At 54.2% G+C, this 20,357-nt stretch carries 16 protein-coding genes and 1 pseudogene; 13 read left to right on the forward strand and 4 right to left on the reverse strand.

The window, feature by feature from the left end; genetic code table 11:
• Positions 1-22: 22 nt before the first annotated feature.
• Positions 23-2,134 (reverse strand): TonB-dependent receptor PqqU, encoded by a 2,112-nt coding sequence (pqqU, locus tag JKP81_RS05955; protein ID WP_200550952.1) that lies wholly within the window; start codon positions 2,132-2,134, stop codon positions 23-25.
• A gap of 265 nt (positions 2,135-2,399) precedes the next feature.
• Here pqqU and JKP81_RS05960 point away from each other — a divergent pair, with 265 nt between their 5' ends.
• Positions 2,400-3,461: a YncE family protein gene (locus tag JKP81_RS05960; RefSeq protein ID WP_200550953.1), complete on the forward strand. Its 1,062-nt coding sequence runs from the start codon at positions 2,400-2,402 to the stop codon at positions 3,459-3,461.
• Between the two features lie 274 nt (positions 3,462-3,735).
• On the opposite strand, the gene ansP is transcribed toward JKP81_RS05960, so the two are convergent.
• On the reverse strand, positions 3,736-5,208 hold the full coding sequence (ansP, locus tag JKP81_RS05970; protein WP_200550954.1) for an L-asparagine permease: 1,473 nt from the start codon (positions 5,206-5,208) through the stop codon (positions 3,736-3,738).
• A 463-nt stretch (positions 5,209-5,671) separates the two neighbouring features.
• On the opposite strand from ansP, the gene JKP81_RS05975 reads away from it, so the two are divergent.
• The 7 genes and pseudogenes from JKP81_RS05975 (at position 5,672) to JKP81_RS06010 (ending at position 13,248) form a co-directional block, all read left to right on the forward strand.
• Positions 5,672-6,688: an MsnO8 family LLM class oxidoreductase gene (locus tag JKP81_RS05975; RefSeq protein ID WP_200550955.1), complete on the forward strand. Its 1,017-nt coding sequence runs from the start codon at positions 5,672-5,674 to the stop codon at positions 6,686-6,688.
• Positions 6,685-7,806, forward strand: coding sequence for an amidohydrolase (locus tag JKP81_RS05980; RefSeq protein ID WP_200550956.1), 1,122 nt, complete (start codon positions 6,685-6,687; stop codon positions 7,804-7,806). Before JKP81_RS05975 ends, JKP81_RS05980 begins: the two co-directional genes overlap by 4 nt.
• 65 nt (positions 7,807-7,871) lie before the next feature.
• Positions 7,872-10,135, forward strand: a pseudogene (locus tag JKP81_RS23540) (NtaA/DmoA family FMN-dependent monooxygenase).
• A 10-nt stretch (positions 10,136-10,145) separates the two neighbouring features.
• On the forward strand, positions 10,146-10,655 hold the full coding sequence (locus JKP81_RS05995; RefSeq protein WP_200550959.1) for a GNAT family N-acetyltransferase: 510 nt from the start codon (positions 10,146-10,148) through the stop codon (positions 10,653-10,655).
• A 9-nt stretch (positions 10,656-10,664) separates the two neighbouring features.
• On the forward strand, positions 10,665-11,588 hold the full coding sequence (locus tag JKP81_RS06000) for an amino acid ABC transporter permease (protein WP_200550960.1): 924 nt from the start codon (positions 10,665-10,667) through the stop codon (positions 11,586-11,588).
• Positions 11,572-12,345 (forward strand): amino acid ABC transporter ATP-binding protein, encoded by a 774-nt coding sequence (locus JKP81_RS06005; RefSeq protein WP_200550961.1) that lies wholly within the window; start codon positions 11,572-11,574, stop codon positions 12,343-12,345. Before JKP81_RS06000 ends, JKP81_RS06005 begins: the two co-directional genes overlap by 17 nt.
• Before the next feature lie 9 nt (positions 12,346-12,354).
• Complete coding sequence (locus JKP81_RS06010) at positions 12,355-13,248, forward strand: transporter substrate-binding domain-containing protein (RefSeq protein ID WP_200550962.1); 894 nt, start codon at positions 12,355-12,357, stop codon at positions 13,246-13,248.
• A 68-nt stretch (positions 13,249-13,316) separates the two neighbouring features.
• Here JKP81_RS06010 and JKP81_RS06015 read toward each other — a convergent pair whose 3' ends face one another.
• Together JKP81_RS06015 and JKP81_RS06020 are read right to left on the reverse strand one after the other, a co-directional pair.
• Positions 13,317-14,627, reverse strand: coding sequence for an MFS transporter (locus JKP81_RS06015; RefSeq protein ID WP_200550963.1), 1,311 nt, complete (start codon positions 14,625-14,627; stop codon positions 13,317-13,319).
• 78 nt (positions 14,628-14,705) lie between these two features.
• Positions 14,706-15,902 (reverse strand): L-talarate/galactarate dehydratase, encoded by a 1,197-nt coding sequence (locus tag JKP81_RS06020; RefSeq protein ID WP_200550964.1) that lies wholly within the window; start codon positions 15,900-15,902, stop codon positions 14,706-14,708.
• Between the two features lie 322 nt (positions 15,903-16,224).
• On the opposite strand from JKP81_RS06020, the gene JKP81_RS06025 reads away from it, so the two are divergent.
• The 5 genes from JKP81_RS06025 to JKP81_RS06045 all read left to right on the forward strand — a co-directional run bounded on the left by JKP81_RS06025 (position 16,225) and on the right by JKP81_RS06045 (position 20,327).
• The gene (locus JKP81_RS06025; RefSeq protein WP_200550965.1) at positions 16,225-17,238 is read left to right on the forward strand and encodes a LacI family DNA-binding transcriptional regulator; all 1,014 of its coding nucleotides are present in this window, start codon (positions 16,225-16,227) and stop codon (positions 17,236-17,238) included.
• Positions 17,239-17,242: 4 nt separating this feature from the next.
• Positions 17,243-17,770, forward strand: a complete 528-nt coding sequence (locus JKP81_RS06030) for an AAA family ATPase (protein WP_200550966.1) — start codon at positions 17,243-17,245, stop codon at positions 17,768-17,770.
• Between the two features lie 33 nt (positions 17,771-17,803).
• Complete coding sequence (locus JKP81_RS06035) at positions 17,804-18,424, forward strand: glutathione S-transferase family protein (protein WP_200550967.1); 621 nt, start codon at positions 17,804-17,806, stop codon at positions 18,422-18,424.
• A gap of 191 nt (positions 18,425-18,615) precedes the next feature.
• On the forward strand, positions 18,616-19,272 hold the full coding sequence (locus JKP81_RS06040) for an SGNH/GDSL hydrolase family protein (protein WP_200550968.1): 657 nt from the start codon (positions 18,616-18,618) through the stop codon (positions 19,270-19,272).
• 11 nt (positions 19,273-19,283) lie between these two features.
• Complete coding sequence (locus JKP81_RS06045) at positions 19,284-20,327, forward strand: acyltransferase (RefSeq protein ID WP_200550969.1); 1,044 nt, start codon at positions 19,284-19,286, stop codon at positions 20,325-20,327.
• Positions 20,328-20,357: the final 30 nt, after the last annotated feature.

A 20,357-nucleotide genomic window follows, 5' to 3' on the forward strand; every position in this document is an offset into this window, starting at 1 on the left:
CCTGCTAACAGGGGCTTGCATATTATTCAAACTGATACGCGACCGATAAGCCAACGCTGTAATTACGCCCCGGCGCCGGTTCGTAGTAACGGTTATTGCCTTCGTTAACGATAACGGAACCGACATATTTGCGATCAAACAGGTTATCGACCCGACCAAACACGTCCATCATCCAGTTGCCATAGCTGAATTTATAACCGGTATTCAGCCCGGTGACGGTATAAGAAGGCGCTTTGGCGCTGTTTTCGTCATTGGCCATGATATCGCTCATATAACGCGCATCTGCGCCTGCGTACCAACCCTGGTCCGGGATCCAGCCCAGCGAGGCAAAGCCCATATTGCGCGCGATACCCGGGATTCGGTTGCCATTACATCCGCCGTCGCACACCTCACTGCGATACGTTGCATCAAGATAGGTCCACGCCAGTTTCGCCCGCCAGTTCCCGGCGAATTGCTGATCGAGGGATAACTCCGCGCCCTGACGACGGGTTTTTCCGGCATTTTTATAGGTGGTACGCCCACCGATGCTGGTATCGGTGACGATCTCATTATCGGTATCCGTGCGGAACAACGCGGCGGTCAGCAGGCCATTGCCGATACGCGTTTTGCTGCCGATCTCCACCGTGTCGTTCGTCGACGGTTTCAGCGCGAAGTTGAGACCATTTTTGCCATCCGCGCGGTAGGAGAGCTCATTAATGGTGGGCGTTTCAAAACCGCGACCGGCGGCGGCATACACATTCCAGCCCTCGGTCATGGCATATTTCAGCGACGCGGCAGGCAGCCATTTGTGATAATTGGCTTCGCCGCTGTCATCACCATTACGCGCTGTAATGTAATGGTCGTTGGAGTCAAACCAGACGGAGCTGTAACGAACGCCCGCATCCAGCGACAGCTTATCGGTCAATTGCCAGGCGGTTTGCAGATACGGATCGACGTTCCACATCAGGTTGCGTTCATTACGGCGCAGGTTGCCTTTTTCGCCGTACACCGGCGTGATGCCATCCATGACAAAGTTTTCGTAACCTTTGCGCTCCTCGCTCATGTTTTCGTAGTTCAGACCACCGGTAAATGTGACGGGTACGCCCAGTTCGCCACGGTGCGTCCAGCGGGTATCAATGCCCTGATAGTGGCGCGTTAAATCAATCACGCCGCCCGCGTGGGTTGGGTTGAGCTGCGGCGCGCGCGGGATCGATTGATATTGCGTGGTTTCACGCTCACCGGCGTACATCATCACGCTGAAATCATCCTGGCTGCTCATCTGGCGCTCATAGCGCAAGCCCGCCTGGGTTTGCTTAATGGTTTTGCGCGTATCATATTGCTGCGCACGCGGCGACTGGCGCGGATTATCTTTCCATTCAGATTCGGTTAATCCGCCGGCGTCGTTGGCTTTAATATCCACGCTGTTAAAAATCAGGCTCAGTTTGCTGACGTCATCAATACGAACGCCGAGTTTCGCGTTGGCGAGATTTTTCCGCGCGCCGCTGCGATCGCGATAGCCCTGGGTGACAAAACGGGTGCTGGATACGGTGTAATCGACATCGCCCGCGTGCGTCCCGTCGCCCATCGCGCCGGTGGCTTTCAGCCCGTAGCGCCAGCTACCAAAGCTGCCGTAATAGCTGCTGGCTTCAATGGCGGCCGGTTCACGCCCGGTCTGCGTGGTGACATTCATCACTCCGCCAGACGCGTTGCCATACAGCGCCGAGAACGGGCCGCGCAGCACATCTATGCTCTCCACACTGTTTAAATCGATATTCGATGTTTGTCCCTGGCCATCCGGCATGGTCGCGGGAATGCCATCAACATACAGGCGAATGCCGCGCACGCCGTAGGTAGAACGCGAACCAAACCCGCGAATCGACAGTTGCAGATCCTGGGCGTAATTTTGCCGGTTTTGCACTTGTAAACCGGGAACGCTGTTCAGCGATTCTGAGAGATTGACGCGCGGCGCGGCCTGGCGGATGTCGTCGCCCTGAACGACGCTCACGGCGGCGGGGCTGTCCAGTTCGGAAACGGTCTGCGGTGTGGCGCTGACAATCATCGTTTGTTCGTTGTCGGCGGCATAAGCGGACGTGGAGAGCGCAGCCGGTAGCAATAACACCGGCAGGGTGACCTTTGTGGCAGAAATGATATTCATGACGGAACCAAGTTAAAAGACGAACCAAAAAGAGGAAATACGCCAATATGTTAAAGCGTATGTAAATTATTTGAAAACGTTAAACGCACGTTACGTTAACAATGAGTGTAACGGAGGAACCAGGATCCTGCGTCGCGAAGATTAACGCTCCACTTTCTTGTCATTAATGATTACTATTCTCAACTATAACAATAAGCGAAACCGCCGTTTCGTGCACTGGACGCATGTGAAAACGTAACCACTAAGTTGAACAAAGGGAGTCGTCATGTCTTTACGTCAATTATGCGCACCGCGCTTGCGCCATACGTTGGTTCTGGGATCGTTACTGCTGGCGGGGGCATTTAACACCCACGCCGCAGAAGAGATGCTGCGCAAAGCGGTCGGGAAAGGCGCCTATGAAATGGCCATCAGCCAGCAGGAAAACGCGCTGTGGCTGGCGACCGCGCAGAGCCGCAAAACGGATAAAGGTGGGGTGATTTACCGTCTTGATCCGGCCACGCTTGACATTACGCAAGCCATTCACAGCGATTTAAAACCGTTTGGTGCAACGCTCAATAGCCGCACGCAGACACTGTGGTTCGGCAACACCACAGACGGTTGCGTAACGGCGGTAGACGCCAAAACTGGCGTTATTAAAGGCCGCGTGGTGCTGGATGCGCGTAAACGCTCGGACACGGTACGTCCGCTCAGCCCGCGCGAGCTGGCGGTGGATGAAGAAACCAACACGGTTTACATCACCGGCGTCGGGAAAGAGAGTGCGGTATGGGTGGTGGACGGTGCGGCGCTGAAGCTGAAAACGACCATTACCAGTACGGGAACATACAGCACCGGCCTTGCTATTGATAGCGCGGCGAAACGCCTCTACACCACCAATGCTGACGGTGAGCTGGTGACCATTGATATCCGCAACAACCGCATCCTTGAACGTAAAAAATTGCAGGATGACGACAAAGAGCACTTCTATCTCAACCTCAGCCTCGATACCGCCGGTCATCGCGCGTTTATCACCGATTCAAAAGCGCCGGAAGTGTTGGTTGTCGATACCCGTAACGGCAAGGTGCTGGAGAAAATCTCGGTACCAGAATCGCTGGCGGTGTTGTTTAACCCAACGCGCAATGAAGTTTACGTGACGCACCGCGAGGCGGGGAAAGTGAGCGTTATCGACGCAAAAAGCTATAACGTAGTGAAAACCTTCGCCACACCAACTCATCCGAACAGCCTGGCGCTGTCAGCGGACGGCAATACGCTGTACGTCAGCGTGAAACAGGCCTCAACGCGTGAAAAAGAAGCAACGCAACCGGATGATGTGCTACGTATTGCGCTGTAATCGTTTGATATCTGAAGCTCCCTGCGGGGAGCTTTTTCTTTCACTGACTATTACTACACGACTGCAGCGGCAGGGTATTTTGACGAGTACGAGCGCGTGTTGACAACAGGGCTGCCTACGATCTCCCACGTTGATAATACCCAGGAAAACTATGCGTTGATTGCGCCGCAGATTACTGCCGCCTGGCAACGTTTTAAACAAGCGCAGGCGTAGCTTTCACGCGAACAAAAAAAGCCGCAACGTTTCCGCTGCGGCTTTTTGCTTTTATGACGCGTTACGAATGCGTCTTCGGTACGGCATCCGGGTGAACCGGTGCGGTGCTGTGAATTTCATTAACGCGTTTACGCACGCCAAACCAGCCCGCAACCAACAACACCGCAATCAGCGGAATCGAACCGATGGTGTACGTACCGTTCGGGTAATCGAACGCCATCAGCACCAGCACGCTGAGCAGGAACAGCAGCGTCAGCCATGAAGTCACCGGTGCGCCAGGCATTTTGAAGCTGACATCCGCCACTTTGCCTTCGTGGATAGCTTTGCGCAGACGCATCTGGCACACCACGATAAAGCCCCAGGAGGCAATGATCCCCAGCGACGCAACGTTAAGCACAATTTCAAACACTTGCGACGGCACCAGGTAGTTCAGGAACACACCAACAATGTAGACGCAAATGGTCGCCAGAATGCCCGCGTAAGGTACATGGTGACGGCTCATTTTCGACATGAATTTCGGTGCGGAACCGCCCATCGACATCGAGCGCAGAATACGACCTGTGCTGTAAAGGCCGGAGTTCAGGCTGGAGAGCGCCGCAGTCAGCACCACCATATTCATAATGTCGCCGATATACGGCACGCCCAGTTTGGAGAAGAAGGTCACAAACGGGCTTTGTCCCGCCTGATACGCATTCCACGGTAGCAGCAGAACCAGCAGCACCACGGAACCGACATAGAACAAACCGATACGCCAGATAACACTGTTAATGGCTTTCGGCACCATGGTCTGCGGATCTTTACACTCACCGGCAGCCGTACCTACCAGTTCGATTGAGGCGAACGCGAACACAACGCCCTGAACCAGCACCAGCGCCGGTAACAGGCCGTGCGGGAAGAAACCGCCGTTATCGGTGATCAAATGGAAGCCGGTCGCGCCGCCATCGAGCGGTTTACCGCTGCCGAGAAAAATGGTTCCGACGACCAGGAACACCACAATCGCCAGCACTTTGACCAGCGCAAACCAGAACTCCATCTCCGCGAACCACTTCACGCCGATCATGTTCATGGTGCCGACAATCGCCAGCGCGCCAAGGGCAAACACCCATTGCGGCACATCGCCAAACGCGCCCCAGTAATGCATATACAGCGCAACGGCGGTGATATCCACGATACCGGTCATCGCCCAGTTGATGAAATACATCCAACCGGCGACATACGCGGCTTTTTCGCCAAGAAATTCACGCGCATAAGAGACGAAGCTGCCGCTGGAAGGGCGGTGTAATACCAGTTCGCCCAGCGCGCGCAGAATAAAGAAGGAGAAAATACCACACACCAGATAAACGATAGCCAGCGACGGCCCCGCCATCTGCAGTCGGGCGCCCGCGCCCAGAAATAAACCTGTACCGATTGCGCCGCCGATAGCAATCATTTGCACCTGGCGGTTACCCATCGCGCGGTTGTAGCCCTCTTCGTGAGAATTGAGCCAGCGTCGTTTCGCGGCGTGATGATCCGTGACGTTGTTGTCTGTTTTCATTGCGTTACCTGTTTACCTGTCTGAACCTTGCGGAATTCCTCAACCCGGCAGGCAGAAAACCAATCGATTGCCTGGCGCGGGAAAATGTTCTGTCTTTCCAGTGTTTCTTCGTATGGATAAGACCAAACATGGCGCAGCATCGTAACCGCAATCGATATACGACGCAAAACATACCAGTGCCATAGCACTCGACTATTAGCGGAAATTGTGAGGTTAAGGGTAACGAGCAGAGCAAATGATTTAATCCGACGAAAAATGCAACAGAAATAACCTGTATAAGTAAAAGGAATGTGTAACAAATTTACAGAATTATTGCGTAGTTGTTATCAGTCATCATGACGACCGCAGCACCGACATCCATGTCTTTGCAAATTTTTTGCTTATTTAATGTAAATTAATTGTTTCACAGCATGCGCGCGTCGCCCTATTAATGAGGTTATCTCCTCTAACGCGAGTCAATTGCATGTCTTATCGCCTGAGTTTGCTGGATAAAAGCCCCATCGCGGAGCACGAAACCGCACAGGATGCCCTGGCCCGCACGCTGCAACTGGCGCAGCAGGCGGAAAACTGGGGCTATCACCGCTTCTGGATTGCCGAACATCACAACACTACCCAGTTGGCCAGCCCGTCGCCGGAGCTGGTTATCGCCTGGATACTGGGGCAAACGCGGCGAATTCGCGTCGGTTCCGGCGGGGTGATGTTGCAACATTACAGCCCGTTCAAAGTGGCGGAAAACTTCAACCTGCTGGCGACCCTTGCGCCGGGGCGCGTTGATCTTGGTGTCGGCAAAGCCCCCGGCGGTTTGCCGCTCTCCACCCGCGCACTCCAGCAGGGAATAAACAGCGCTGAGAAGGGCAGTTTTGCCGATCAACTGGCGCAACTGGATAACTGGTTGTCCCTGTCAAAAGATGACCACACGGAAGAAACCGTTCTGGCAACGCCGCTACCCCCGCAGCGTGCAGAAGGTTTCCTGCTTGGTGCAAGCCTCGAAAGCGCGGCGCTTGCGGCAAAACTAGGCTGGAATTTCGTTTTTGCCGCCCATCTCAACGGTGACAAAGCTCTTTTACGTGACGTTGTCACGCAGTGGCAACAACAGAGCCAGCGTGACACATTGGTTGCCGTGCAGGTGATCGTCGCGGAAACCGAAGCCCAGGCGCATGCGCTGGCGCAACAGGTTGAAGTCTGGGGTGTCGAGCTGGCTAATGGCCAGCGCGTGAGCGTCGCCAGCGAGGCACAAGGTCAAGCGTTTGCCCGCCAGGCAGGCAGCCCGGCGGTGCGTATCGCAAAACGCGAACCGTCATTGATCGCCGGAACGCCACAACAGGTTCTGGCGGGGCTGGATCAACTGCATCAGCAGTTCGCCATTGATGAATTTATTATCGATACGCCGATCAGCGAAGGCAGTGCGCGGCTGACCTCTGTATTGCGGCTGGCGCAGGCCCACGCAAACACCAAAGCAACGCAGGAGGTGGCGGGATGAGCTTTGCTGAACAACTGATCGACTGGCGACGCGAGTTACACCAGCACCCGGAGTTGTCATTGCAGGAATTTGAAACCACCCGGCGCATTCGCCACTGGCTGGAGAGCGCCGGGCTGAGATTGCTGCCGTTAAGCCTGCCGACAGGTGTGGTCGCGGAAGTGGGCAGCGGCGAAAAAGTGATCGCCCTGCGCGCGGATATCGATGCCTTGCCGATTGAAGAAGCGGTCGACGTGCCGTTTGCTTCGCGCAACCCTGGCGTGATGCACGCCTGCGGGCACGACGTTCACTCCAGCGTTATGCTTGGCGCGGCGCTGCTGCTTAAACAGAAAGAGCCGCAACTGCCGGGCAGAGTGCGCATTCTGTTCCAGCCCGCGGAAGAGAATTTTGGCGGCGCGAAACGGTTAATCGACGCTGGCGCTCTGGACAACGTTAGCGCCATCTTTGGCATGCATAACGAACCCGGCTTACCGGTCGGATCGTTTGCCACGCGCGGCGGCGCGTTTTACGCCAATGTGGATCGTTTCTCGCTGACCGTCACCGGTAAAGGTGCGCACGCCGCACGCCCGCACGAAGGTAACGACGCCATTTTGCTCGCCAGCCAGTTGGTGGTCGCGCTGCAAAGCATTGCCAGCCGTAACGTCAATACGCTGGAGTCGGTGGTGCTGAGCGTCACCCGCATTCAGGGGGGCAATACGTGGAATGTACTGCCGGAACATGTCGAGCTGGAAGGCACGCTGCGTACTCATCAGGCGGCAGTGCGCGAAACGGTGAAACGCCGCGTTGACGATATTGCCGCCGGTCTGGCGCAGGCGTTTGACGCCAATATCACGGTGCGCTGGTTCGCAGGACCTGCCGCGCTGGTTAATCACGATCGCTGGGCAACCTTCGCCCGCGATGTTGCCGACTGGCACGGTTACCAGACGCAGGAGGCGGATCTGCACATGGGGGGCGAGGATTTCGCCGTCTATTTGCAGCATATTCCCGGTGCGTTTGTCAGCATCGGCAGCGACAGCGATTACGGCCTGCATCACCCGGCGTTTAACCCCGATGAAGCGTTAATCGAAGAGGCGGCGCGTTATTTCGCGCTGCTGGCAGAAAAAGCACTGCTGCAATCCTGATGTGAAATTTGTCTGCCTGGGGCTCTCGCTCCGGGCTACCTGTTGCCTGAATATGAGGATCGATTATGTCTACAGCACGACAACTGCGGCTTGGCACCATATTACATGGCGCGTCGGGAAATATGTCCGCGTGGCGACATCCGGCGGCGCTCGCCGATGCCAGCATTAATTTTGGCTTCGTGCAGGACACCGCGCGCATTGCCGAGCAGGGGAAGCTGGACTTTCTTTTTGTCGCCGACGGCTTATATATCAACGAAAAATCGATCCCGCATTTTTTAAACCGTTTTGAACCCATTACAGTATTATCCGCGCTCGCCAGCGTGACCTCGCACCTCGGTCTGGTCGGCACACTTTCCACCTCCTACAGCGAGCCATTCACCGTCGCGCGCCAGCTCGCAAGCCTTGACCATCTGAGCAACGGGCGCGCGGGCTGGAACGTGGTAACTTCGCCGCTGGAAGGCTCAGCGAAAAACTTCTCTCGCGCGCAGCACCCGGATCACGCCTTACGTTACCGCATCGCTGATGAATATCTCGATGTGGTGAAAGGGTTATGGAACTCCTGGGAAGAGGATGCGTTTGTACGCAATAAAGCGACCGGACAATTCTTTGACGCCAGTAAATTACACCCGCTGAATCACCACGGGGATTTTTTCCAGGTTGCCGGGCCGCTTAACATTGGCCGCACGCCGCAGGGGCGACCGATTATTTTCCAGGCCGGTGCCTCAGACGATGGTAAACAACTGGCCGCCCGTCACGCCGACGCCATTTTTACGCACCAGGAGACGCTTGATGAAGCTAAAGCGTTTTATCGCGATGTGAAAAATCAGCTGGAAAAATACGGTCGCCGGCATGATGACCTGCATATTTTCCAGGGCGTCAGCGTGATTGTTGGCGACAGTGAAGAGGATGCTGAACAGCAGTACCAGACCACCGCCGCGCTGGTCTCCATTACGGATGCGCTGAACTACCTCGGGCGCTATTTCGAACACCATGACTTCAGCCAGTACCCGCTCGACGAGCCGTTCCCGGATATCGGTGATTTGGGGCAAAACAGTTTTCGCAGCACCACCGATGAGATCAAGCGTAATGCGCGCGAGCGCCAGTTAACGCTGCGTCAGGTGGCGCTGGAGAGCGCTTCGCCGCGCCCACGCTTTTCCGGCACGGCGCAGCAAGTGGCCGATGGCCTGCAACAGTGGTTCGAAAGCTACGCCGCCGACGGTTTTATCATCCAGGGCGGTACGCCGGATACATTCCCGCGCTTTGTCGAAAAAGTGGTGCCGTTGCTGCAGGCTCGCGGCTTGTTCCGCACGGAATACCCCGGCACGACGCTGCGCGAAAGTTTGGGTTTATCGCTGCCTGTTCATCCTTCCTCACCACAATAAAAGAAGAAAACGCTATGCAGAAAACATCGCTATTGCTGGCGGCAACGCTGGCGCTGACGCCGCTGGCCTGGGCTAAAGACGTCAATATCAATGGAACTGGCGTGAGCCTGGAAGCCAACAAAACGCCGATCACCACGGCGAAAAACGCACAAGCCATTGCGCAGTTGCCGAAGGATTATCACTTTGTGGTGCCGGGAAAACTGACCGTCGCCGTAGCGGCGCTCAACTCTCCGCCGCTGACGGTCTTTGCGGATGACAATAAAACTCTGCTCGGCAGCGAAGTGGACATCGCCCGCCTGGTGGCCAGCAGCTTAGGCCTGGAGCTGAACGTGGTGCCGACATCGTGGGAGGACTGGCCGCTCGGCGTCACTTCCGGCAAATATGATGCCGCGATCAGCAATATTACTGTCACCAAAGAGCGCAAAGCGAAGTTCGATTTCGCCACTTACCGTAAAGATTCACTCGGCTTTTACGTCAAGTCCACCAGTCCGCTGACATCGATTGAGAAAGCGGAAGACATTGCCGGGCTGCGCATTATTGTCGGCTCCGGCACGAACCAGGAGGCGATCCTGCTGGCGTGGAACGCGGAAAACGTGAAAAAGGGGCTGAAACCTTTTACGCCGGTCTACACCAAAGATGACGCCGCCCAGACGCTGGCGCTGCAATCCGGTCGCGCCGACGCTTACTTCGGTCCGAACGTGATTGGCGCGTGGAAAGCGGCGCTGACCGGCAAAACCAAGCTGGTTGGCAGCGTGGACGGCGGCTGGCCGAAAGCGGCGCATATCGCGGTCACTCTGCGTAAAGGGAGCGGGCTGGTTGAACCGGTGCAAACGGCGCTTAATGGCGCTATCAAAACCGGCGACTACGACAAGGTGCTCAATCGCTGGGGCGAGGGCGTAGAGCGTATTCCGGCGTCGGAGGTGAATCCGGCGGGTCTTGGCGATTAAGGAGTTTGTCATGAGTGAACATTTTCGCGATGTCTCGCCAGACGCACCGGAATTGCAGCCGATTTTAGACGGGCTGTTTGGCGAATACGCTGCCCGCTATGGCGACTATTTTTCCCGCAGCGCCGAAGTGGAACTCACCGAGTGGTATTTAGCGCCGCAGGGGCTGTTTATCGTGCTGGAGCGTGACGGAGAAATTATCGCAACGGGTGCCTACAAACCGTTTGATGCCCATACAGCGGAAATCAAACGCATCTGGACGAAGCATGAATTGCGCAAGCAAGGGCTGGCGGCCAGAATCGTGCAGGAGCTGGAGCGGCGCGCGGTACTGGCCGGTTACAGCCATATCTACCTGACCACCGGCTTTCGCCAGCCGGAAGCGGTGCGGCTGTATCTGAGCCAGGGTTATCAGCCGCAGTTTGATGTCCATCGCGATCCGGAAGAGTACAGCCAGCCGCCGTTCGACGGTCGGTTGCGCTTTAGCAAAGCGTTGTCGGTTGAGCGTTTAAGCAAAACCGCCTGAGGAGCGACCATGAAAAATACAGAAACCATCAAAGTGGTGCCCGCGCGCTACCCACTGCGCACGATCGGCGCGGTTGTCGCTCTGTTTGTGCTGGCGGCGATTGTTCAGTCCGTGGCCTTTAACCCGCGCTGGGAATGGACAGTGTTCGCGCGTTGGTTTTTCGACCCGGTGATCCTCGAAGGGTTAGGGCAGACGCTGTTACTGACCTTGCTCGGCACGGCGCTGAGCGTGATTTTCGGCGGTTTACTGGCGTTGGCCAGGCTTTCGTCTTCGTGGCTGCTGAGCAGTCTTGCCTGGAGTTATATCTGGCTGTTTCGCTCGCTGCCGCTGATTGTGGTGCTGATCATTCTTTATAACTTTTCCTATCTGTACGACACCTTATCGCTCGGCATTCCGTTTACCGGAATTCAGTGGGCGAGCTATCAAACCATCAATGTGCTTGGACAGTTTTCCACGGCGGTTGTCGGGTTGACGCTGGTGCAAAGTGCCTATACCGCCGAGATTATTCGCGGCGGCTTTCTTGGGGTTGATCACGGGCAGTACGAAGCGGCGGCCGCGCTGGGGTTACCCGCCTGGCGGCGCACGCTGCGCATTATTCTGCCGCAGGCGCTGCGCACGATTTTGCCGTCCGGTTTTAACGAGATAATCAGCCTCGCCAAAGGCACGGCAATGGTTTATGTGCTGGCGATGCCGGAGCTGTTTTACACCATTCAGATGATTTACAACCGCACGCAGGAAGTTATCCCGCTACTGATGGTTGGCGCAGTGTGGTATCTGGTGATCACCAGCGTGCTGTCGGCAATTCAGTATCTGGTTGAACGCTGGCTGGCGCGCAGCGAACGGCGTTCAGCGATTTCACCCTCGCGCGTTCGTTCATATTCCACTGCCCGCGTGGCGCAAACGCAGGAGCCTGTTCATGCCAACCTCTCTTAATGGTCATATTTCGATTACCGGCGTCAGCAAATATTTTGGTCGCCATAAAGCGCTGGATGAGGTGTCGCTGGAGATCCTGCCCGGTTCGGTCACGGTGATCCTGGGGCCATCCGGCTCCGGGAAATCGACGCTGCTGCGCACCATTAATCACCTTGAGCGCGTGGATGAAGGATTTATACGCATTGATGGCGAATACATCGGTTATCGCCTGCACGGCGACAAGCTGTATGAACTGAAAGAGAAGGAGATTTTGCGCCAGCGCGTCAACGTCGGATATGTGTTTCAGAATTTCAATTTATTCCCGCATCTGACGGTGCTGGAAAACCTGATTGAAGCGCCGATTGCGCACAAAAAGCTGAGCCGTAAAGAGGCCATCGAGCAGGCATACGATCTGCTGGATGTGGTGGGATTGCGTAATAAAGCCGATGCCTGGTCGCGTCATCTTTCCGGCGGACAGCAGCAGCGCATCGCCATTGCCCGCGCGCTTTCGCTGCGCCCGCGCGTGATGTTGTTCGATGAGCCGACATCGGCACTGGATCCGGAACTGGTGGGCGAAGTGCTGGATGTGATCAAAAAGCTGGCGCGCGCTGGTTCCACGCTGGTGGTGGTGACGCATGAAATCGGTTTTGCGCGCGAAGTCGCCGACCAGGTGGTGTTTATGGTCGATGGCAAAATTGTTGAACAGGGAAGCAGTGACGAGGTGCTGAATCACCCGCAGCATCCGCGCACGCGCCAGTTTTTATCGAAGGTCTTATAAGGAGCCACCATGAAACGATTACTGGCGCTGCTGCTGGTCAGCACAGGCAGCTTCGCTGCCGGGCAACTGGATTTAAAGGCCAATGAACAGCCGATCACAGTGCAGCGCAACGCGGCGGCGATTGCGAAAATCCCGGCGGATTATCGCTTTGTCGAACCGGGGACATTAACCGTGGCGATCTCGGCGCTTAACTCACCGCCACTGGCGCTGGTCGCCAGCGATAATCGTACACGCATCGGCAGCGATCCGGATATCGCGCGTTTACTGGCGCAGAGCCTCGGTTTAAAGCTCAGGCTGGTGCCAACCGCATGGGAAGACTGGCCGCTGGGCATTACTTCCGGGCGTTATGATGTCGCGCTGGTGAATATCGCGGTTACCGAAGCGCGCAAAGAGAAGTTTGACTTTGCCACCTACCGCGCGGATTCACTGGCGTTTTCGGTGAAATCCTCCAGCGCTATACAGGCGATCCGCTCCGCCGAAGATCTTGCCGGGCGCAAAGTGATTGTCGGTTCTGGTACCAATCAGGAGCGTATTTTGCTGCGCTGGAATGAAGAGAACCAGGCCGCCGGTCGCCCGCTAGCACAGCCGATTTATCTGACAGATGACGCCTCGGGGAATTTGTATATTCAGTCCGGGCGAGCGGATGTGGTGTTTGGCCCGCAATCTGTCGCGGCCTATAAAGCAGCGCTTAACGGCAGCACGAAAGTCGTCGGACTCGGGCCGAAAAAAGCGTGGGTGGCAACCACCACGAAAAAAGGGAACGGTCTGGTGTATGCCTTGCAGGCGGCGCTGGATGGCGCAATCACGCGCGGAGAGTATCAACAGGTGCTGGCGCGCTGGGGAGAGCAGGGGGAAGCGGTTGAACATTCGCAGGTCAACCCACCGGGGATCACTTACGATTAAACTAAAAAAACGCTGTTCCGCCGGGAGTACAGCTTGCGGAACAGCGTGGCGCACCCGAGTCGCCAGTGTCAGGCTGTGGTCGGCGTAAGCGTAATTCGCTCCAGCGAACCAACAATAAACAGATAAGAGAAGAGACCAATCAGCCCCATTGAGCCGACATAGAGGATCGCGTAATCAAAGGAATGGGTATTGGCGAGGATCACGCCAATCACCAGCGGTGTAACAATACTCGCCAGATTGCCGCACATATTGAACACGCCACCGGCTATCCCCAGCACCTCTTTTGGTGACGTATCGCTAAGCACGCACCAGCCAAGATTGCCAAAGCCTTTGGCGAAAAACGCCACGCTCATGGCGGCAATCACCACCACTTCGGAATCGGTGTAATTAGCGAGCACAATCACGCAGGAGAGCAGCATGCCACAGATAACCGGGAATTTACGCGCGGTGGTCAGGCTGTAGCCGCGCGTCAGCAGCCAGTCGGATACCACGCCGCCCAGCAGGCCACCGATAAAACCGGCGATAGCCGGAATGCTGGCGACAAAGCCCACTTTTAAAATCGACATCCCTTTGGCCTGATAAAGATAGGTGGGGAACCAGGTGAGAAAAAACCAGGTAATCGACGTCACGCAGAACTGACCAATATAAACGCCGATCATCATGCGATTCACGCAGACACTTTTTATTTGCGCGAAACTGATTTTCGCCGGACCTTTTTTACTGCCTAATTCCGGTTCGCCACCGCCATCACGAATATATTCAATTTCCTGCTGGTTAATCTCTTTATGGGATAATGGATCGCGAACTTTAATTAACCAGAATATCCCCAGCACTACGCCAATCACGCCAATATAATAGAAAACATAATGCCAGCTAAGAGTGTGCAAAATAATCGTCATCAGCGGCGTGATAATGCCTAACGAAATATATTGTGCAGCCTGGTAAACCGCCGTCACAAAACCGCGCTCTTTATTAGGAAACCACTGCACGCTAAGACGGCTATTGGCCGGGAAGGCAGGCGCTTCAATGGCACCCATCATCAGGCGCAGCACGACCAGCACAATGAGCGGGCTGGCATAGAGATAAATCGTACCCTGAAACATCGTGACGATTGACCAGCCAATTAACGCCGCACCATAAACTAACCGTGAACCATATTTATCCAGCAGCCAGCCGCCGGGAATTTGCATTACCACATAGGAGATGCCGAATACGGAAAATGCAAGGCCCAATGCTTCGGGATCAAAACCTAACTCTTTACTCATAATTGGCGCGACAACGGAAAGCGTCGCGCGGTCGGCGTAATTAAATACCGTGGCAAGAAATAAAAATAACAGGATGCTGTAACGCACATTGGTGCGTTTAATTATTGTATTCATCACAACTCCTTTTAAAGGGTTGAATGTCGGTGTAGGGAACAAAAAAGACGGAAGGAGCCTCCCGTCCGCAATCTATTGTTATGGGCGTTTGCCGAATTCGCAGCTTTGCTGAGTCCAGGCGCGCGCCTGTTCGCTCAGCGTGAAGCCCAGACCGTGGCGGTCGGAGACATACATCCGCCCATCGCGCAGTTCCAGCTGTTCGTTAAACAACGGATTCAGCCATTCGAAATGCTCCAGCCACGGTTCCAGCGGGTAGGCGGCGGAAAGGTGCAAGTGCACTTCCATGGCAAAATGCGGTGCCAGTTTGCGGTTGTGCTTGGCCGCCAGATCCATAATTTTCAGGAACGGCGAGATGCCGCCAACGCGCGGTGCGTCTGGTTGCACAAAATCACTGGCGTTACCGAGGATCAGTTGCTCATGTTCGCGAAAACTGGTGAGCATCTCGCCGGTGGCGATCGGCGTATCCAGCGCGGCAGCAAGCTGGGCGTGGCCTTCAACATCGTAGGCATCGAGCGGCTCTTCAATCCAGATAAGGTTAATTTTCTCCATCTGGCGTCCCATACGAATCGCCGTTTCGCGATCCCATTGCTGGTTGGCATCCACCATCAGCGGGAAGTCATCGCCCAGCGCTTCGCGCACAGCGGTAAGGCGGCGAATGTCCTCTTTGGTGTCCGGCTGACCGACTTTAATTTTGATACCGCCGATGCCGTTTTCACGCGAGATAATGACGTTTTTCAACACCTGATCCAGCGGCGTATGCAGGAAACCGCCCGAGGTGTTGTAGCACTGCACGGAGTCGCGGTGCGCGCCGAGCAGCTTCGCCAACGGCAAACCGGCGCGTTTGGCTTTCATATCCCACAGCGCAATATCAATAGGGGAGATGGCCTGCACCGCCATGCCGCTGCGCCCAACGGAGGCACCTGCCCACAATAGCTTGGTGTAAATCTTGTCGATATCGTTCGGATCTTCGCCGAGCAGGTTATCGGCAATCTCTTTGGCATGGGCGTAAATCCCCTGGCCGCCGGCGCGTTTGGAATAGCTAAAACCGACGCCTTCAAAACCGTCGCGGCTGCGGATTTCGGCAATAATAATCGCCACTTCGGTCAGCGGTTTTTGCCGCCCGGTCAGCACTTTCGCATCACTTACCGGCGTCGCCAGCGGTAAAAAGGCGAGGGAAAGTTTTACCCACTCGATGCGGTCGCCGGTTTCAGCCGCGGTTTTGACACCGGACGCGCGGGCGTAGGTTACGGCATCGGAATTAGCACTTACGGTCATGGTTTTGCTCCTGTGAATAATAATAATGTTTGCGCTAACATTTGTAGATCGACAAAAAAATAATCACCAGCGAAACGAGAAAATTTTGTACAACCGATCACAAACCCAGCGCTAAAAAGGGGGCTTATTGCTACGGCAATCACATTTTTTCGCTGATGGTGTCTCGTTACACCTCAAAATGGTAGCGATAACATTATGTGAAGGATATGCGAGTTAACTCACTGATTTATGAGGGGCGACAGGTAATGAAAGGAGAAAAGGGTATAATACAAAAACGCGAATTATTAATAGCCAATAACCGTCTGGTTCTCTGTGAGTGAACATGTCGAAAACCGCCCGTCCTGTGCCGCCGCGCGCACCCACGCTGGAAGATGTTGCCCGTGCCGCGGGGCTTTCCTCAATGACCGTAAGTAGGGCGCTTAACACGCCGCAACTGGTGCGCCCAAAAACGGTGGAAAAAGTGCTCGCCGCCGTTAAAGCAACGGGCTATATCCCGAATGCGCTGGCAGGTGGCCTGGCGTCGCGGCGCAGCAAATTGATTGCCGTGGTTGTCCCGCAGATTAACAACAATATGTTTGTCGATACGATCCAGGCCATCAGCGATGAACTGGCCAAGCGCGGTTACCATATGCTGTTGTGCGTCGCCGGTTATACCCAGCAAACCGAAGCGGAGCTGGTCGCAGCGCTGTTATCGCGCCGCCCGGATGGCATTGTGCTGACCGGTATTCACCACTCAACCGATCTAAAAAAAGTGATCCTCAATGCCAGTGTGCCGGTAGTGGAAATCTGGGATTTAACGCCCACACCGCTGGATATGCTGGTCGGTTTTTCGCATGAAAAAGTGGGGCAGGCTACCGCAGAATATCTGCTGCGCAAAGGGTATCGCCGTCCGGGGTTGCTATGGACGGTTGATAAGCGCGCCTCGCAGCGTAAAGCCGGGCTGTGTGAAACGCTGGCGCGTCATGGCATAACCGATCCGCTCAGTGTGGATGTGGCGCTGCCAGCAAGGTTTACCTCAGGGCGCGAAGGGTTGTCGCAGTTACTGGCGCTGGGTGAGTCCGACGTGATTGTTTGCAGTTCCGACACGCTGGCGCAGGGGGCCATTGTTGAAGCGCAAGCGCGTGGCCTGCGCGTACCGCAGGATGTGGCGGTTATTGGTTTTGGCGATCTCGATTTCGCCGCCGGGAATAACCCTGCCATCACCACGGTGAGCGTCGACAGGCAAATCATTGGCCAGCGCGCGGCAACCCTGCTGATGGAGCGTATCGAAGGGACAAGTTCCGGGGAGGAGATCGTGGATATCGGTTTTCACTTTATTGAACGGGAATCAGCCTGATCTCATGAGAATTAACGTTATCGGCACCAGCGGCAGTGGAAAATCGACGCTGGCGAAACGTCTGGCCAGCCAGCTCAACGTGCCTTACATTGAAATGGATCTGCTTTACTGGCGTCCCAACTGGCAGGGGACGCCGGATGAGGAGTTGTATTCGCGCCTGGAAAAACTGCTGGAACAACCCGGCTGGGTGCTCGATGGCAACTATAACCGCAGCCGCGACATTAAATGGCGGAACGTTGATCTGGTGGTGTGGGTCGATTACGGCTTCTGGCGCACGTTGCGCCAGGTGACGCTGCGCGCCATTGCACGCGCCAGAAGTGAACAGGAGTTATGGCCGGGAACCGGTAATCGCGAAAGCCTGCGTCGTGCTTTTTTGAGCCGTGAGTCGATCATTCTCTGGTCGCTAAAGACCTGGCGCCAAAACCGTGAACGTTATGCGCGGGATATGGCCGATCCGCGCTATCAGCATTTGCGCTTTGTCCGCCTTACCACGCCTCAACAAGTTGACGAATTTCTCGCCAGTCTGACCTAAGCTTAAGGCTCATCCTGAACTTAAGGAGCCCTTATGATTACGGTTTATGGTGTTCCCGGCTGGGGATCGGCCATCAGCGAAGTGATGCTGACGCTGGCAGAGATCCCTTATCACTTCGTCAATGTCGATGGCTTCGACAAACCCGGCCCACAGCAGGATACCCTGCGAAAATTAAACCCGTTGTGCCAGGTGCCAACCCTGCAACTGGATGATGGCAGCGTGATGACGGAATCCGCCGCCGTAGCGCTGATGATCCTCGACCAGCGCCCGGATTTCGCTCCCGCCGCCGGCACCGCACAACGCCAGCAATTCTGGCGGCTGTTGGTGTGGCTTGTCGCGAATGTCTATCCCACTTTTACCTACGCTGATTACCCGGAACGCTGGGCTGCGGATGCGCCGGATCAACTGGTAGAAAATTGCCAGAAGTACCGTAAATCGCTCTATTTGTGGCTCGACACGCAATTGCAGGCGGCGCCTTATGCTTTTGGCCAACAACTGACGCTGCTGGATATTTATCTTTGCGTTATGCGCACATGGGGGCCGCGTCATGCATGGTTTGCCGAGCACGCGCCAAATATTACCGCCATCGCCAACGCGGTATGCCAGTTACCGCAATTGCAAACCGTGCTGCGAAATAATGAAATTATCCGTTAACCCGTAATTTCGGATTATTTTAATATTCTTAGCATCTCGTATAAGTTGAAGCGGTATATAAACAGAGGGCGAGAAAAAATAATTTGAAATCGCCCCGCTTATATGAGACAACATTTGGCGAATTTTCGTAGTTGACGCAATATTGCATCTTTACAGCAAAATCGGAATAGTAATTTAACAGGGTGAAAGTGATGGAATATATTCATTCGTATTTGAAAGGTGGTTCATGGTTTACACTTGGCGACAGCATAACAGAACGAGGATGGTATCAACCAATCGTTGCAGAGAATTTAGGGCTGGCACACTGGACAAACTATGGTATTGGTGGAACCTGTATTGCGCAAAAAAATGAGCATGATAATTCCGCTATCTGCTTACGCTATAAAACCATGGGGGAAGATCCTGACCTTATTACTATCTGGGGTGGAGGCAATGATTTCGGTTTTAACTTCGGCTCGGAAGGCGGCACCGAAATAGGCGACAGAAACGATAAAATGTCATTAACCTTTTATGGCGCAATGGATCTACTACTTACCGGCGTCATAAAAAAATATCCGTTGGCCAGAGTAGGGTTTGTTGTTACGACACCCGTTTCAATTGCGCGTGGTCATGGGCAAAAAAATGCCAAAGGATATTATCTGGCCGATTATTGTAACGCTAGCAGAGAAAAGTGTGAGGAATATTCCATACCTTATCTCGACCTGCAAAAGAACTCCGGCTTTAACGAACTTAATATGGATATTATGACCAGTAATACAACTGGCGTGATTTCCGATGGTTTGCACCCTTCAAAATTAGGCATGGAAAGGCTGGCAACTAAGATTACGCACTTCATCTTATCGCTGTAGGAGAGGTGGCTATGAGAATTGCTTCCATCGACCTTCTGAAGATACTCGCCATCTTTCTTGTCATCCTGGCGCACGTGACGTTGTTTTTTCTCAATCGCGACGAAAGCGATGTCGTGTTGTGCTTTTTCAGACAGGCGGGGCTATCTGGTGTTGCCCTGTTTTTTATCTGTAGCGGCTATTTTTTATTAAATAACAAACACGAAAATCAAGCGAACTATGTGGTTGCCAAAATTAAAAGCATCGTTGGGGTATTGATTTTCTGGTTACTCTTTTATTACGCCTATGACACCTGGTGGATAAGTCGATTTACCGACATGCCGGAAATAGATCTCTTCAATTACCTGAATGTCAGCAAAGTCACCACGGAAGCAACACCGCTCTGGTTTATATTTTCCATTATCCCGCTGTATGTTTTTACGCCTTTAATGCGACATGCTTTTAAGAAAGAACGCGCAAATGAAATTCTCAAAGTTGTTGTATTAATGGTGATCATTGCCAACTTGACATTAATCAATGCATGGACTGAAGCCAGTTTCCATTTCTCGCTATTTGCATTTAACTTACTCATTCCTTTTCAACCCGAAGGACTGATCTGTTTTTTAATTGGCGGTTATCTCGGGCTGGTTAAAACAATCCTCAGGCCATTCTCCGTTGCGCATATTATGACGTTAGCACTGGCAATTACCGCATTGCTAATATTGGCGTTCATTTCGTCCAGCGCGGGAATTGCCATCTTTTATGGTAAGTTTTATAACCTATTATTACTTATCACATCGGTCGGTTTGTTTTTATTTGTGGTTAATCTGAATATTAACGCCTTGCCGCGCTGGGTCAGTAATGTGAGTGACAGTGTGTTAGGGATCTACCTTGTACACAACATCTTTGTGGTGGAGGTACACAGCGCGTTTATTCATGAAAAGCTGTTGAGAATCATCCCTGGAGCGAACCGTTATCTTTATATCATTGCTTATTCATTGCTGGCTTTTATCCTGGCTTACGGCCTCTGTGCGCTGCTAAAAAGATCAAAGATAACAGCCAGAATTGTCACACTTTGATAACCTGTAGGCGGCGCAATGAGCAGTAAC

Origin of the sequence: Kosakonia sp. LAM2021, from assembly GCF_016620385.1 — a bacterium.
GTDB classification, from domain to species: domain Bacteria; phylum Pseudomonadota; class Gammaproteobacteria; order Enterobacterales; family Enterobacteriaceae; genus Kosakonia; species Kosakonia sacchari.

Bases quoted from the DNA above. Each gene is read 5' to 3' on its own strand.
- ansP (WP_200550954.1), bottom strand. From the start codon at position 5,208: ATGAAAACAGACAACAACGTCACGGATCATCACGCCGCGAAACGACGC.
- JKP81_RS05980 (WP_200550956.1), top strand. From the start codon at position 6,685: ATGAGCTTTGCTGAACAACTGATCGACTGGCGACGCGAGTTACACCAG.
- JKP81_RS06040 (WP_200550968.1), top strand. From the start codon at position 18,616: ATGGAATATATTCATTCGTATTTGAAAGGTGGTTCATGGTTTACACTT.
- JKP81_RS05995 (WP_200550959.1), top strand. From the start codon at position 10,146: ATGAGTGAACATTTTCGCGATGTCTCGCCAGACGCACCGGAATTGCAG.
- JKP81_RS05975 (WP_200550955.1), top strand. From the start codon at position 5,672: ATGTCTTATCGCCTGAGTTTGCTGGATAAAAGCCCCATCGCGGAGCAC.
- JKP81_RS05960 (WP_200550953.1), top strand. From the start codon at position 2,400: ATGTCTTTACGTCAATTATGCGCACCGCGCTTGCGCCATACGTTGGTT.
- JKP81_RS06015 (WP_200550963.1), bottom strand. From the start codon at position 14,627: ATGAATACAATAATTAAACGCACCAATGTGCGTTACAGCATCCTGTTA.
- JKP81_RS06020 (WP_200550964.1), bottom strand. From the start codon at position 15,902: ATGACCGTAAGTGCTAATTCCGATGCCGTAACCTACGCCCGCGCGTCC.
- JKP81_RS06005 (WP_200550961.1), top strand. From the start codon at position 11,572: ATGCCAACCTCTCTTAATGGTCATATTTCGATTACCGGCGTCAGCAAA.
- JKP81_RS06045 (WP_200550969.1), top strand. From the start codon at position 19,284: ATGAGAATTGCTTCCATCGACCTTCTGAAGATACTCGCCATCTTTCTT.
- JKP81_RS06010 (WP_200550962.1), top strand. From the start codon at position 12,355: ATGAAACGATTACTGGCGCTGCTGCTGGTCAGCACAGGCAGCTTCGCT.
- pqqU (WP_200550952.1), bottom strand. From the start codon at position 2,134: ATGAATATCATTTCTGCCACAAAGGTCACCCTGCCGGTGTTATTGCTA.
- JKP81_RS06000 (WP_200550960.1), top strand. From the start codon at position 10,665: ATGAAAAATACAGAAACCATCAAAGTGGTGCCCGCGCGCTACCCACTG.
- JKP81_RS06030 (WP_200550966.1), top strand. From the start codon at position 17,243: ATGAGAATTAACGTTATCGGCACCAGCGGCAGTGGAAAATCGACGCTG.
- JKP81_RS06025 (WP_200550965.1), top strand. From the start codon at position 16,225: ATGTCGAAAACCGCCCGTCCTGTGCCGCCGCGCGCACCCACGCTGGAA.
- JKP81_RS06035 (WP_200550967.1), top strand. From the start codon at position 17,804: ATGATTACGGTTTATGGTGTTCCCGGCTGGGGATCGGCCATCAGCGAA.